This is a genomic window from Streptomyces sp. NPDC048171 (assembly GCF_043202655.1).
Classification (GTDB): domain Bacteria; phylum Actinomycetota; class Actinomycetes; order Streptomycetales; family Streptomycetaceae; genus Streptomyces.
Genome location: NZ_JBIDAU010000012.1, coordinates 137102 through 150303 on the forward strand (window position 1 = coordinate 137102; position 13202 = coordinate 150303).

Annotated in this window: 12 protein-coding genes and 3 riboswitches; of the genes, 6 read left to right on the forward strand and 6 right to left on the reverse strand. The window is 75.1% G+C overall.

The features are described from left to right. Positions 1–17 precede the first annotated feature (17 nt). A riboswitch (cobalamin riboswitch) is annotated at positions 18–198 on the reverse strand. Positions 199–322: 124 nt separating this feature from the next. Beyond that, positions 323–446, forward strand: a riboswitch (cobalamin riboswitch). Positions 447–508: 62 nt separating this feature from the next. Both ACGF3J_RS30975 and ACGF3J_RS30980 read left to right on the forward strand, forming a co-directional pair. Then, complete coding sequence (locus tag ACGF3J_RS30975; protein ID WP_202558290.1) at positions 509–904, forward strand: (2Fe-2S) ferredoxin domain-containing protein; 396 nt, start codon at positions 509–511, stop codon at positions 902–904. Between the two features lie 24 nt (positions 905–928). Further along, positions 929–1618 carry a (2Fe-2S)-binding protein gene (locus tag ACGF3J_RS30980; RefSeq protein ID WP_393855248.1) on the forward strand — a complete coding sequence of 230 codons (690 nt, stop codon included), beginning with the start codon at positions 929–931 and terminating at the stop codon, positions 1616–1618. A 9-nt stretch (positions 1619–1627) separates the two neighbouring features. On the opposite strand, the gene ACGF3J_RS30985 is transcribed toward ACGF3J_RS30980, so the two are convergent. Then, complete coding sequence (locus tag ACGF3J_RS30985) at positions 1628–4276, reverse strand: SpoIIE family protein phosphatase (RefSeq protein WP_237552576.1); 2649 nt, start codon at positions 4274–4276, stop codon at positions 1628–1630. A 71-nt stretch (positions 4277–4347) separates the two neighbouring features. Then, the gene (locus tag ACGF3J_RS30990) at positions 4348–4920 is read right to left on the reverse strand and encodes a GNAT family N-acetyltransferase (RefSeq protein WP_161329437.1); all 573 of its coding nucleotides are present in this window, start codon (positions 4918–4920) and stop codon (positions 4348–4350) included. A 278-nt stretch (positions 4921–5198) separates the two neighbouring features. Here ACGF3J_RS30990 and cbiE point away from each other — a divergent pair, with 278 nt between their 5' ends. The 3 genes from cbiE to ACGF3J_RS31005 are packed head-to-tail and all read left to right on the forward strand — an operon-like array spanning position 5199 to position 7568. Next, entirely contained in the window at positions 5199–6458 is a 1260-nt protein-coding gene (gene cbiE, locus ACGF3J_RS30995) for a precorrin-6y C5,15-methyltransferase (decarboxylating) subunit CbiE (RefSeq protein ID WP_161329438.1), read from the forward strand. Further along, a complete protein-coding gene (cobM, locus tag ACGF3J_RS31000) occupies positions 6455–7204 on the forward strand; it encodes a precorrin-4 C(11)-methyltransferase (protein WP_161329439.1) in 750 nt (249 codons plus the stop codon). The genes cbiE and cobM overlap by 4 nt, the downstream gene beginning before the upstream one ends. Then, the gene (locus ACGF3J_RS31005; protein ID WP_161329440.1) at positions 7194–7568 is read left to right on the forward strand and encodes a glyoxalase superfamily protein; all 375 of its coding nucleotides are present in this window, start codon (positions 7194–7196) and stop codon (positions 7566–7568) included. The genes cobM and ACGF3J_RS31005 overlap by 11 nt, the downstream gene beginning before the upstream one ends. A gap of 16 nt (positions 7569–7584) precedes the next feature. On the opposite strand, the gene ACGF3J_RS31010 is transcribed toward ACGF3J_RS31005, so the two are convergent. Beyond that, a complete protein-coding gene (locus ACGF3J_RS31010; protein WP_161329441.1) occupies positions 7585–8703 on the reverse strand; it encodes a cobalt-precorrin-5B (C(1))-methyltransferase in 1119 nt (372 codons plus the stop codon). A gap of 59 nt (positions 8704–8762) precedes the next feature. Between ACGF3J_RS31010 and ACGF3J_RS31015 the strand changes: the two genes are divergently transcribed. Beyond that, positions 8763–9545 (forward strand): cobalt-precorrin-6A reductase, encoded by a 783-nt coding sequence (locus ACGF3J_RS31015; protein WP_393855249.1) that lies wholly within the window; start codon positions 8763–8765, stop codon positions 9543–9545. Here the strand turns inward: ACGF3J_RS31015 and ACGF3J_RS31020 are convergent. Genes ACGF3J_RS31020 through cobG form a run of 3 tightly spaced genes read right to left on the reverse strand, consistent with a single transcriptional unit; the run spans position 9530 to position 12995 of the window. After that, the gene (locus tag ACGF3J_RS31020; protein ID WP_393855250.1) at positions 9530–11026 is read right to left on the reverse strand and encodes a precorrin-2 C(20)-methyltransferase; all 1497 of its coding nucleotides are present in this window, start codon (positions 11024–11026) and stop codon (positions 9530–9532) included. The two genes, ACGF3J_RS31015 and ACGF3J_RS31020, sit on opposite strands and share 16 nt — an antisense overlap. After that, on the reverse strand, positions 11023–11694 hold the full coding sequence (locus ACGF3J_RS31025) for a precorrin-8X methylmutase (protein WP_161331288.1): 672 nt from the start codon (positions 11692–11694) through the stop codon (positions 11023–11025). The genes ACGF3J_RS31020 and ACGF3J_RS31025 overlap by 4 nt, the downstream gene beginning before the upstream one ends. After that, positions 11691–12995, reverse strand: a complete 1305-nt coding sequence (cobG, locus tag ACGF3J_RS31030; protein WP_202558765.1) for a precorrin-3B synthase — start codon at positions 12993–12995, stop codon at positions 11691–11693. The genes ACGF3J_RS31025 and cobG overlap by 4 nt, the downstream gene beginning before the upstream one ends. Before the next feature lie 55 nt (positions 12996–13050). Further along, positions 13051–13199, forward strand: a riboswitch (cobalamin riboswitch). Positions 13200–13202: the final 3 nt, after the last annotated feature.

Sequence of the window (13202 nt, forward strand, 5' to 3'; positions counted from 1 at the left end):
GGGGAGTCCGCGCTCCTCGGATCGGGCCCGCGACAGGCCAGTGTCCTGACTCCCGGGCCGACGGCCCCCGGCTGCCCGCCCGGTGGGCGCGGGGGCAGGTCGAGGGCGTGATGCCCGGTCACAGTGGCGGGACCGTGCCGGATTCGCACCGGCTTCCTGTCTCCCGTCGCGGCTATGACCTGGCGATATTACGTTCCTTTGGACCGGGCGCAAAGCGCGGGTGCTCAGCGGGCACGCGGTGCCCGTGCACGGCGAGGGGCCCCGCTGACAGCCGCGGGGCCGGGATGCGAGGATGCCCGGAGCAATTGGGCGACGGCGGCCCGAGGAAGCCGGTGCGAATCCGGCGCGGTCCCGCCACTGTGATCGGCGAGCGAGCCCCCACACGACCACTGCCCGCACGGGTGGGAAGGGGTGGGGCGAGCGACGACCCGAGAGCCAGGAGACTCACGCGGTCGCCTCCTCGACGGACCACCGGGGCGGATCTCCCCGGGGAGAGGGACGATGCCGTATGCCCGCCCACGCCGGCCCGAACGAAGCGACGCCCGGCGCACCTACGGACCCGACGCCCTCACGCGTCGTCGTCTGCCGGGACTGCTGCTGCGGCACCCCGAAGATCATCGGCGTCGACCACGCGGCGCAGACGGCGCGGCTGCGGGCCCGGGTGCCCGTGCGGGTGTCGGACTGCCTCGACGTGTGCGAACAGGCCAACGTGATCGTCGTCCAGCCCTCCGCGGCGGGCCGCGCCGCCGGCGCCCGTCCGGTCTGGCTCGGACTGGTCAACGACCCCGACGCCACCGAGGACATCGCCGACTGGGTCCGCGCCGGCGGTCCCGGCGTCGCACCGCGGCCCGACATCCTCGACCTGTACGCCATCACGCCCCCGCGACGGGGCCCGTCCGCCTGACTCGGCGCTCACGAGGAGATACCGGTGTCCGGAAAGGTTCAGGCGCCGCCCGCCGACGTCACCGCCGCCCTGCACGACGTGGCCGCCCTCGGGGGCTTCTTCGTCCTGCGCGTCGGGGGTGCGGATGCGGGCTGGCATCCGGTCGGCCACTCCTACGCGCGGGGTTTCACCGACCTCGCCGAGGCCGTCGCGCACCGCCACCGCGCGCCCGAAGCGCGGATCGGCGTGTCCATCGCCCACCTGGGTCACGCGGCACGCCTCTGGTCGCCCGCCCTGGCCTGCGCACTCCTGCACGGCATCGTCCTCGACCTGAGCCGGCTGGAGCGGGCCGACGACGGCCCGGCCCTGCGCATGCCCCACCCCGCCGGCCTGCGCGGCGGGACGGCACGGCCGTCTCCCGCCCTCGCGCTGTACCGGCAGGTGACGGCCCACCTGGAAGCGCTGGCCGAAGGGCTCCGCGTCAAGGTCGCCCCACGACTGCTGGACGGCAACGCCGCCTCGGCGCTCGTCGAGGCGGCCCGCGCCCTGCTGGCGGCGCACCCCGCACTCCGCGAGCCGCTCACCGGCCTCACCACCGAGCTGCTGAACACCGGACGGCTCGTGGGCACCGGAGAGATCACCGGACCGGATCTCACGTTCCGGCGCCGCAGTTGCTGTCTCTACTACCGCGCGCCGAACGGCTCGAAGTGCGGCGACTGCTGCCTGGCGGACTGAGGGGGGCGGTCAGAGGCCGTCCGGGTCAAGGGCGTTCAGGGACTGCTCGGTCCAGATGACCTTGCCCTGCGCGTGGTACCGGGTGCCCCAGCGCCGGGCGCACTGGGCGACGAGGAACAGGCCGCGGCCTCCCTCGTCGGTGGTGGCTGCCATGCGCAGGTGGGGTGCCGTGCTGCTGCCGTCGGAGACCTCGCAGATCAGACTGCGGTCGAGCAGCAGCCGGACGCGCACCGGTTCGGCAGCGTGCCGGATGGCGTTGGTGACCAGCTCGCTGAGGATCAGCTCGGTGGTGAACGCCGTCTCCTCGAGCCCCCACTCGGTGAGCCGGCGCGTTGCGTCGGCCCGGACGCCGGCGACGGCCGCGGGGTCGCGCGGCACGTGCCACTCGGCGACCCGGTCGGCGGGGAAGGCCCGGGTCCGGGCCACCAGGAGGACGATGTCGTCGTCGGGCCGGTCGGGGAGCAGCGCGTCCAGCAGCACGGCACAGGTCTCGTCCGGCGTCCGGTCCGCGCTGGTGAGCCGCCTGCGGAGCAGCTCGAGGCCCGCCTCGATGTCCCGGCCCCGGCCCGTCACCAGTCCGTTGGTGAACAGGACGAGCCGGCTGCCCTCGGGAAGCCGGAACTCGGCCGGGGTGAAGGGCAGGCCGCCGAGGCCCAGCGGAGGGCCGGGTGGCAGCTCGGGGAAGTCCACGCCGCCGTCCGGGCGGACGACGGCCGGCGGCGGGTGCCCGGCGCGGGCCATGGTGCAGTCACCCGAGACCGGGTCGTACACGGCGTAGAGACAGGTCGCACCGACGATGTCCGAACCGCTGCTCGTCTCGGTGCGGTCCCGGTCGAGGCCGGTCACCAGTTCGTCGAGGTGGCCGAGGAGTTCGTCGGGAGCCATGTCGAGACCGGCGAAGTTCTGCACGGCGGTCCGCAGCCGTCCCATGGTGGCCGCGGCGTGCAGACCGTGACCGGCCACGTCGCCCACCACGAGGGCGACCCGAGCGCCTGACAGCGGGATCACGTCGAACCAGTCGCCGCCCACGCCCGCCTGCGCCGGCAGATAGCGGTAGGCGACGTCGAGGGCGTTCTGCACCGGCAGTCCGTGCGGCAGCAGGCTGCGCTGCAGAGCCACCGCGACGGTGTGCTCGCGGTGGTAGCGCCTCGCGTTGTCGATGGCGACCGCGGCCCGCGACGCCAGTTCCTCGGTGATGGACAGGTCCTCCCGGGTGAACGGTTCGGAGCCCGCACCGCGCCAGAAGTTGGCCACGCCGAGCGCGATGCCCCGGGCGCGCAGGGGAACGGAGACCAGGGAGTGGATGCCGTAGGCCAGGACCCTGGGCGCGCGGTCGGGATCCTGCAGCTGCCAGCCGGCCTCCGCGCTCAGGTCCGCGACGAGCACGGCGTGTCCGGAGGCGAGGCCCGTCGTCGCGGGAGTACCGGGGCGAATGGTCATCGCCTCGCCGACCGGGATCAGCGGTGCGTCGTCGCGGACGCCATGCAGGACCACGCGGTGCATGATCAGGTCGCCCGGGGCGGCCTCCTCGCCTCGCGTCACCGCTTCCAGCAGTTCGACGGTGACGAAGTCGGCGCACCGGGGCGTCGACGCCTCCGCCAGTTCCTCGGCGGTGCGCACCACGTCGAGTGTGGTGCCGATCCGGGCACTCGCGTCGTAGAGGAGTTCCAGTCGCTTGTGGGCGCGCTCCGCCCTGCTCCGCTCCCGGTGCAGCTCGGTCGTGTCCCGCAGCGTGGCCACGGATCCGGACGCCGCGCCGTTTCGGTCCAACCGGCGCAGGCTGACCGCCAGGAGCCGGTCACCGGCCGTGTGCATCTCGTCCGTGCGGGTGTCGCCCGAGGTGAGCAGTTCGACGATCCCCGGGTCCAGTCCGAGCCGGTCGAGGGGGAGTCCCTCGCACGTCTCGGGCAGGTCGAGGAGGCGCCGGGCCTCGTCGTTGGCGAGTACCAGACGGTCGCCGTCGACGATCAGCACCCCCTCGCGGATGGTGTGCAGCACCGCGTCGTGGTGTTCGTACATGCGCGTGATCTCGACCGGTCCCAGACCATGGGTCTGCCGCCGCAGCCGCCGGCTCACGAGAGCTCCGGCACCGAGGGCCAGCGCGAGGGAGGCGGCGCCCGCGATCAGCAGAGCGGGCAGCTGCCGGTTGGCCGACTCGTTGACGTTGGTGATCGTGATGCCCACGGCCACACCGCCCACCACGCGGCCGTCCGCGTCCCGCACGGGGGCGTCGGCGTTCACCGTCGGGCCCACCACCGTGTCGAACGTACGGGTGACCGACCCACCGCCGAGAACCTCCTCCAGCAGTCCGGGCGGGCCGGTGACGCGCTTGCCGATCAGCCCCCGGTCGGGGTGGGTCAGGCGGATGCCCTCGTCGTCGAAGACCACGACGTAGTCGACGTCGGAGGACTCGGCGACGGCCTCGGTACGGGGCTGGAGAACCGCCGTGGGGCCGGCTCCGGTGATGGCCGCCGCCGTGCCCGGAGCCCTGGCGAAGGACTCCGCGACGCCCAGGGCGGTGCGGCGGGCGTCGTCGGTGCTGTCGCGCTGTGCCTGGAACACAAGGAGCACCACCGCGGTGACGATGAGCAGCACCGCTGTGCCGACCTGCAGCAGAAAGACCTGGCCGGCGATGCTCCGCCGTGGCAAGCGGTCCATAGCGTCAGTTTTCATCACTCACGCACGTGCGACCAGTCAGGCGGCGCCGGGACCGACGCGTGACCCGGGGCTCAGAGGGGTGGCGGCGCCGCGAAACGGGCCGGATGGTGCGGCCCGAGGAGCACGACGATGCCCCGGCCGTAGGGGGAGGGGTGGGTCACCTGGGTCCAGCCCCGGCGGCGGTAGAAGGCGAGGGCCCGTCCGCTGCGGACCGACGTCAGCAGCCAGGCGCGTCCCCCGGGCGCGTCCTCGGTCACGGCGTCGAGCAGGCGGCCCGCGAGTCCGGAGCCGCGGTCCGCTCGGCGGACGGCCAGTTCGTCGATCCCCCGGGCGCCGCACAGCCAGTCGGCGGTGCGGCCGGCACCCAGGGCCGCGGCGGCCTGCGGGTGGCAGCGGTCGGTGGGGAAGGGCGCCGGGGTCGTCCACGCGGTGGCGAAACCGACGACCTCCCCGTCCCGCACGGAGGTCGCCGCGGTGAACCCGGGCCGGCCCGCGTCCGCCCGCAGCCGCGCCGCGAACTCCGTCGCCCTCTCCTCGTCCTCGTTCCAGGGCGGCGCGCAGAACGCGTCGACGTACACCGCACGGAGCGCTTCGGTGTGCGCGAGCACCCCGGGTCCGCGGTGGACGCGGATGCCGGAGGTCATCGGGCGGTCACCGGCAGCGGAGGGGGAGGAGGGCGGCGCGAGGATCCCCCGCTCGCGCCGCCCGGTCGATGGCCGGCACCCGGCCGGCACGCCTGGACACGGGCACAGCATCCACCCCTTCCTGCGCTCCATGAGCTGTTGCGAACAGTGTGCAACAAGAAGGCGCCGATGTGCACGGGTGATGGGCACCCGACCGGCCCCGCGCAGGTGGGCGCCCCGTAGAGTGCGTCTTCGGCAGAGCGCGTCTGCCGCCTTCCCGGACCCCGAGGTACTCAGCAGTGACCACCGCCCAGACCCCCGCACCGGCCGTCGTCGGGATCGGCGCCGACGGCTGGGAAGGGCTCTCGGACGTCGCGCGAGGGACCCTGCTCGACGCTGACGTCGTGATCGGCGGCGCACGCCAACTCGACCTGCTGTCCCCGGAGTGCACCGGGGAACGGGTCGCCTGGCCCTCCCCGCTGCGGCCCGCGGTCCCCGGCCTCCTCGCCGCGCACGCCGGCCGCCGCATCGCCGTCCTGGCCAGCGGCGACCCCATGTTCTACGGCATCGGCCGCGCCCTCACCGAAGAACTCGGGCCCGGCGCCGTGCGCGTCCTGCCGCACCCCTCCTCCGTCTCCCACGCCTGCGCCCGCCTCGGCTGGCCCCTGGAGGACGTCGAGGTCGTCACGCTCGTGGGACGGCCCGCGGCCCGCCTCACCGCCGCCCTGCACGACGGCCGGCGCCTCCTCGTGCTCAGCGCGGACGCCACCACCCCCGACGGGGTCGCAGCCCTGCTCAGGGACCGCGGCTTCGGCCCGAGCCGGATGCGGGTGCTGGAACAGCTCGGCGGCGCGCGAGAGCGCACGACGACGCCGGCCACCGCCGACGACTGGCCGCCGCCGCACCCGCCGGGCGACCCCCTCAACATCGTCGCCGTCGAGTGCCGCCGGGCCCCGGACGCGCTGCGCCTGGGCGCGGTGCCGGGCCTGCCGGACGCGGCCTACGAGCACGACGGGCAGCTCACCAAACGGCACATCCGGGCCGCCACGCTCGGCGCCTTGGCCCCCGCACCCGGCGAACTCCTGTGGGACGTCGGCGGCGGCTCCGGCTCGATCGCCGTCGAGTGGATGCGCACGCACCCCGCCTGTCGGGCGATCACCGTCGAACGGGACCCGGCCCGCGCCGAACGCATCACTCGCAACGCCGAACGGCTCGGCGTCCCGGGTCTGCGGGTGGTGACCGGAGCCGCCCCCGAGGCGCTGGCCGGGCTGCCCCGGCCGGACGCGGTGTTCGTCGGCGGCGGCCTCACCGCCCCCGGGCTGCTGGCCGCCTGCTGGGACGCGCTGCCGGACGGCGGCCGCATGGTGGCCAACACCGTGACGCTGGAATCCGAGGCGCTGCTGGCCGACGCCCATCGCCGCCACGGCGGCGAACTGGTCCGCCTGGCCGTGGCGCACGCCGTTCCGGTGGGCGGCTTCACCGGGTGGCGACAGGCGATGCCGGTCACCCAGTGGGCCGTGGAGAAGACCGTCGAACCATCCGCAGGAGCAGACACATGACCGTGTACTTCATCGGTGCCGGCCCCGGCGCCGCCGACCTGATCACGGTGCGCGGCGCCCGGACGCTCGCCGCCTGCCGGGTCTGCCTGTACGCGGGCAGCCTGGTGCCGCGCGAACTGCTCGCGGAGTGCCCCACGGACGCGAGGCTGGTGGACACCGCTCAGCTCACTCTGGACGAGATCACGGCCGAACTGGTCCGCGCGCACGAGGAGGGCCACGACGTCGCCCGGCTGCACTCCGGGGACCCCTCCGTGTTCAGCGCGGTCGCCGAGCAGATGCGGCGACTGGACGCGGCCGGGGTGCCGTACGAGGTGGTCCCGGGCGTTCCCGCCTTCGCCGCGGCGGCGGCCGCCCTGAAGCGGGAGCTGACCGTGCCGACGGTCGGGCAGACGGTCATCCTGACCCGCGTCGCCCAGCAGGCCACCGCCATGCCCGAGGGCGAGGACCTCGCCACCCTGGGCCGCAGCGGCGCGCTGATCGTGCTGCACCTCGCCGCCCGGTACGTGGACCGCGTGGTGGACGAGCTGCTGCCGCACTACGGCGCCGACTGCCCCGCCGCCGTCGTCGCCTACGCATCCCGCCCCGACGAGCTGGTCCTGCGCGGCACGCTCGACGAGATCGCCGGGAAGGTGAAGGAGGCGGGGGTGCTGCGCACGGCCGTCATCATGGTCGGGCGGACGCTCGGCGCGGAGCAGTTCCGCGACAGCCACCTGTACTCGGCGGAGAGGGACCGGCATGTCTGCTGAATCCGCGGCACCGGCCGAGGAGGTCGTCCCGGTCCTGCGGGTGCGCGACGCCGCCGCGACGGTGCGCTGGTACGCCCGGCTGGGCTTCGTCCAGCAGTGGGAGCACCGCTTCGAACCGGGATTCCCCGTGTACACGGAGGTCGCCCGCGGGCGGGTCCGGCTCCATCTGTCGGAGCACGAGGGCGACGCGCGCCCGGGCACCCTGGTGTACCTGCGGGTCGCCGACCTCGACGCGGTCGCCGCCGAGTTCGGCGTCGTGCCCGTGGAGCAGCCCTGGGGACGGGAACTCGCCCTCCGGGACCCGGACGGCAACCGCCTGCGGGTGGGCCCGGTGCGGGACGAGAACGGCCACGCGGACGGGTAGTCCCCCTGTCCCGCGCTCAGGCCACCCCGCTGCGGCCCACCACCGTCCCCGCGCGGTCGACGCAGATCACGTCGACCGCGACCGGCGCCCCGCGCAGCACGGCCAGCGACTGGTCGCGGGCCGCCACCGCCACCAGGTCGCCCAGCGGAACCCCGGCCGCCCGGCACAGCTGGAGGGCGGCGAGCCCGGTGTTGGCCCCCGCCACCTCGGCGGCCAGGGCCTCGTCGGCGCCGCCGCGCCGGGCGAGCCCGGCGAGGAAGCCCTTGTCGACCTGGGAGCGCCCGGAGTGCAGATCGAGGTGGCCGGCGGCGAGCTTGGAGAGCTTCGCGAAACCGCCGCACACCGTCAGGCGGTCCACGGGATGACGGCGGACGTACTTCAGTACCGCGCCCGCGAAGTCGCCCATGTCCAGCAGCGCGTCCTCCGGCAGCCCGTACTCCTCGACGACCGTCCGCTCCGAGGTGGAGCCGGTGCACCCCGCGACATGCGTACGCCCCGCCGCGCGGGCCACGTCCACCCCGCGCCGGATCGAGTCGATCCACGCCGAGCACGAGTACGGCACGACGATCCCGGTGGTGCCCAGGACGGAGAGGCCGCCGAGGATGCCGAGCCGGGGGTTCCAGGTGGAGCGGGCGATCTCCTCGCCGTCGTCGACGGAGACGGTGACCTCGACGTCGCCGCTGCCGCCGTACCGCTCGGCGACGCGTGCGACGTGGTCGCGCATCAGCTGCCGGGGCACGGGGTTGACGGCCGGTTCGCCGACCGGCAGCGGCAGGCCGGGGCGGGTGACCGTGCCCACGCCCGGCCCGGCGCGGAAGACGACCCCGGACCCGGCGGGCAGCATCCGCACCGTCGCCCGGACCAGCGCCCCGTGCGTCACGTCCGGATCGTCGCCCGCGTCCTTCACGATCCCCGCCATCGCGTGTCCGTCCGCCAGCTCCTCGGCAGCGAGCACGAAGGACGGCGTCTGGCCCCTGGGCAGCGTGATCGTCACCGGATCGGGGAAGTCACCCGCCAGCAGCGCCGTGTACGCGGCGGTCGTCGCCGCCGTCGCGCAGGCACCCGTGGTCCAGCCGGGACGCAGACCGGTGTGCTTGAGTTGGGCGCCGCGACCGCCCTTGGCCTCGCCGCTCATGTCCCGCTCACTCGTGTCCCACCGGAGGGACGAAACCGCAGAAAGGGAACGACCCTGCCGTGCACGTACTGATCCTCGGCGGCACCACGGAGGCCCGCCGGCTCGCCGAACTCCTGGCGGCCGAACGCCTGCCGGGGCTCCGGGTGACGAACTCCCTGGCCGGACGGGTGGCCGCGTCCCGGATGCCGCCCGGCGAGGTGCGCGTCGGCGGCTTCGGCGGAGCCGAAGGTCTCGCCGTCTGGCTCGGCGAGCACACCGTCGACCTGCTCGTCGACGCCACGCACCCGTTCGCCGGCACCATCAGTTTCAACGCCGCGCGGGCCGCCGCCACCGCCCGGATTCCCCTGCTCGCCCTGCGCCGCCCGGGCTGGGCGCCGGCGGCCGGTGACGACTGGCACGAGGCAGGGTCCCTCGCGGAGGCCGCCGCGCTGCTCCCCGCGCTCGGCGGGCGGGTCTTCCTCACCACCGGCCGCACGGGTCTTGCCGCCTTCGCCGGTCTGCGCGACCTGTGGTTCCTCGTGCGGTCGGTCGACGCCCCTGGCCCACCGCGTCCGCCCCGCATGGAGGTACTGCTCGACCGCGGCCCGTTCACCCTCGACGGGGAACGCGAGCTGCTGAGCCGGCACCGGATCGACGTCCTGGTCACCAAGGACAGCGGGGGAGAGGCCACCGCGCCGAAGCTGGCGGCCGCCCGTGAGGCCGGGGTGCCGGTGGTCGTGGTGCGCAGACCGCCGGTGCCCGAGGGCGTGCCGGTCGTGAGCGGGCCCGGGGAGGCGGCGCGATGGGTCCGGGAGGCACACGCGAGGCGCCGGCCCCCGGGCGACCCTCACGTCTCCGGGTAGCGGCGGGGCGTCCAGACGACCTCTTCGCCGTCGCCGCGCCGCACCACCCGCGTCTGGGACGAGCCGACCAGCAGGATGGTGCGCATGTCGACCTCGGCCGGGTCCAGCTCCGCCAGCCGTACGATCCGCACCCGCTCGCCGGAGCCGCCCACGTCCCGGGCGACCACGACGGGCGTGTCCGGCGCCCGGTGTTCGAGGAGCAGCTCGCGGGCCTTGCCGACCTGCCAGGTCCGGCTGCCGGAACCCGGGTTGTACAGCGCCAGCACCAGGTCGGCGCCGGCCGCGGCCCGCAACCGCTCGGCGATGACCTCCCACGGCTTGAGCCGGTCGGAGAGCGAGAGGGCGGCGTAGTCGTGCCCGAGCGGAGCCCCCGCACGGGCGGCGGCGGCGTTGGCGGCGGTCACCGCGGGCAGCACCCGCACCGGAACGTCCGCGTGCTCCTCGACCGAGGCGGCCTCCAGCACGGCCGTGGCCATGGCGAAGACCCCGGGATCGCCGCCGGAGACGACGGCGACCCGGCGCCCCCGCCGGGCCAGCCCCAGCGCGAACTCCGCGCGCTCGGCCTCCACCTTGTTGTCCGATCCGTGGCGCCGCTGCCCCGCCCGGACCGGGACACGGTCCAGGTAGGTGGTGTAACCGACCAGGTCGTCGGCGGCGGCGAGCGCGCCCCGCGTCTCGGGCGTCAGCCACAACGGCCCGGCCGGCCCGGTCCCCACGACCACGACCTCCCCGACGGCACCCGGCGCCGGCATCGGCGGCTCGGCGTCCACCTGGCTCGGCAGCACCGCCACCGAGAAGTAGGGCACCGACTCGGCCTCCACGTCGGCCAGCTCCGCGAGACGCTCGCCCGCCATCGTGGCCCGCTCGACGTACCGCGCCTCGGCGAGCCGGCCCGACCCCTCCAGCGCGCGGCGCACCTTGGTGAAGGTACGGCCCAGCTTCATCACCACGGCCGAGTCCGTCGAGGCGAGCCGGGCCGTCAGCTCCTCCTCGGGCAACGTGCCCGGCAGGATGGTCAGCACCTCCTCGCCCTCGACGAGCGGCGTGCCCAGCCGGGCCGCGGCGGCGGACACGGACGTCACGCCGGGGATCACCTCGGTGTCGTACCGGTCGGCGAGCCGCTTGTGCATGTGCATGTAGGAGCCGTAGAAGAGCGGGTCGCCCTCCGCGAGGACGGCGACCGTGCGGCCCGCGTCGAGGTGGGCGGCGAGCCGCGCCGAGGCCTCGGCGTAGAAGTCGTCCATGGCGCCCTGGTAGCCGCCCGGGTGGTCGGTGGTCTCGACGGTGAGCGGGTAGACCAGCCGTTCCTCGACATGGTCGGCGCGCAGGTGCCGCTCCGCGATGGAGCGGGCGATGGACCGTCCGTGCCGGGCGCTGTGATACGCGATCACATCCGCCTCGGCGATGGCCTCGACCGCGCGCACGGTCATCAGGGAGGGGTCGCCGGGACCGAGCCCGACCCCGTACAGCTTGCCGCTCATTCTTCCTCGCTCGCGATCGCGTTGAGTGCGGCGGCGGCGATGGCGCTGCCTCCGCGACGGCCCCGGACGACCAGGTGCTCCAGGCCCGACGGATGGGCGGCCAGGGCGTCCTTGGACTCGGCGGCACCGATGAAGCCGACGGGCACGCCGATGACGGCCGCGGGCCTCGGCGCCCCCTCCTCGATCATCTCCAGGAGCCGGAAGAGGGCGGTGGGCGCGTTGCCGACGGCGACCACGGAGCCCTCCAGGCGGTCGCGCCACAGCTCCAGCGCGGCGGCGCTGCGCGTGGTGCCCAGCTCCGCCGCCAGCCCCGGGACGGCCGGGTCGGAGAGGGTGCACAGCACCTCGTTGTCCGCGGGCAGCCGCTTGCGGGTCACACCGCTGGCCACCATCTGCACGTCGCAGAGGATCGGCGCACCGGCCAGCAGGGCCTCGCGGGCACGGGCCACCACCGTGGGCGTGTGGCCGATGTCGCGCACGAGGTCGACCATGCCGCAGGCGTGGATCATCCGGACGGCGACCCGGCTGACGTCGGCGGGCAGGCCCGTGAGGTCCGCCTCCGCCCGGATCGTGGCGAAGGACTGGCGGTAGATGGCCGCTCCGTCCTTCTCGTATGCGTGCGTGGTCACCGTGTAATTCCCGCTGCTCTCGGTCGTCGTAGGGCTCATGGGTTGATCGCCGCCAGTGCGGTGGCGAGTTGGGAGGGGTCCGTCAGGACCGTGGTGCGGGTCGGTCCGCCGGGCGGGCCGACGGTGAGGCGGTAGCCGCCCTCGGGGACGGCGACCAGGTCGATCCGCTCGCCCCGCGGGTGTCCGCAACGGCGTTCGCAGCCGGACCAGTACAGGGGGAGCGGGGACCGGCCCGCGGCGGACAGGCCGCCGGCCGCGTCCGCCCGCACGTCGGCGTGGGACTTCCCGCACCCCGGGCGGCCGATGCAGGCACCGACGCGCGGCCAGGGGGAGGCGGCGTCGGTGACGAGGCCGGCGGCGGAGAGGCGGTCGAGGGCGTCGGCGGTGTCCGTCGTGCCCAGGCCCCCGACGGGTACGACGACGCCGCGCCACGGCGTCAACCGCAGTTCGGTGTCCCGCGTCGAGGCGGCGACGCGGGTCAACTCCCGCCACTGCGGGCCGGTGAGACGGCCCAGCGGAACGTGCACGCACAGGGCGTCCCCGACGAGCCCGGGGGGAGGCCCGGCTGTACGGCGCGTGTCCGTCCGCTCCTTGACGTGGGCGACCCCCGCCTCGGACAGACGGCGGTCCACCGCCCGCGTCAGGACAGCGGCCGGTACGGCGAGTTCGTCCACCCGCCACGCCCGCTCCCCGGACTCGCGCGCGACGTCGAGGAAGGTCTCGGCCGCCAGCAGCGCCGCCCGGGACGCCTCGCCCGCGGCCACCCGCCAGGCGCCGTCCACCGAGCCCAGCGCGACCAGCGCGTCGTCGCCGGCGGCTCGCACGGTGACGTCGGCGCCGAGCCCGGTCACGTCCCCGCGCCCGTCGTCGAGCGCGAACAGGAACCGGCCCGACAGCTCCCGCGCCCCGTCGCTCGCGCACAGCGCGGCGTCCAGGTCCGACAGCCAGGGCCGTACGTCCCGCAGCCCGCGCCCGTCGAGGCCGGACAGCGGTGAGGCGACGATGTTGCGCACCCGTTCGTGCGCGGGCGAGGGCAGCAGCCCGGCCGCGTCCAGCAGCCCGGCGAGCTCCCCGCCGCAGCCGTCGCGCAGCCCCCGCAGTTGCACGTTGCCCCGGGACGTCAGATGGAGGTCCCCGTCGCCCAGCCGCAGGGCCGCGTCCGCCAGCGCCTCGGCCTGGCCGACGCCCAGGACCCCGCCGGGTATCCGTACCCGGGCGAGGGCACCGTCGTCGGCGGCGTGCAGCCTCAGCGTCCCCGGGCAGGCGTCACCACGGTCCCGTGAGACCGCTGTGGCCTGGGAGGATGTGGAAGGGAGCGCCGAGGACATGGCGGCGAGCATACCGACCATCACACCGGTGGCACCCCCCGCCCTTCCCGGCGGGACCCTTACTATGCTCCTGGGTGGATCATCCGGTCCGCCCACCGCCAGACGGCGACAGGGGAGGAAGCCGGTGTGAATCCGGCGCGGTCCCGCCACTGTGAGTCCGGCCACCCTCAGGGGCCGCACGAGTCAGGAACTCCCGCCGTCTCTCACCGCCCGGGGCGC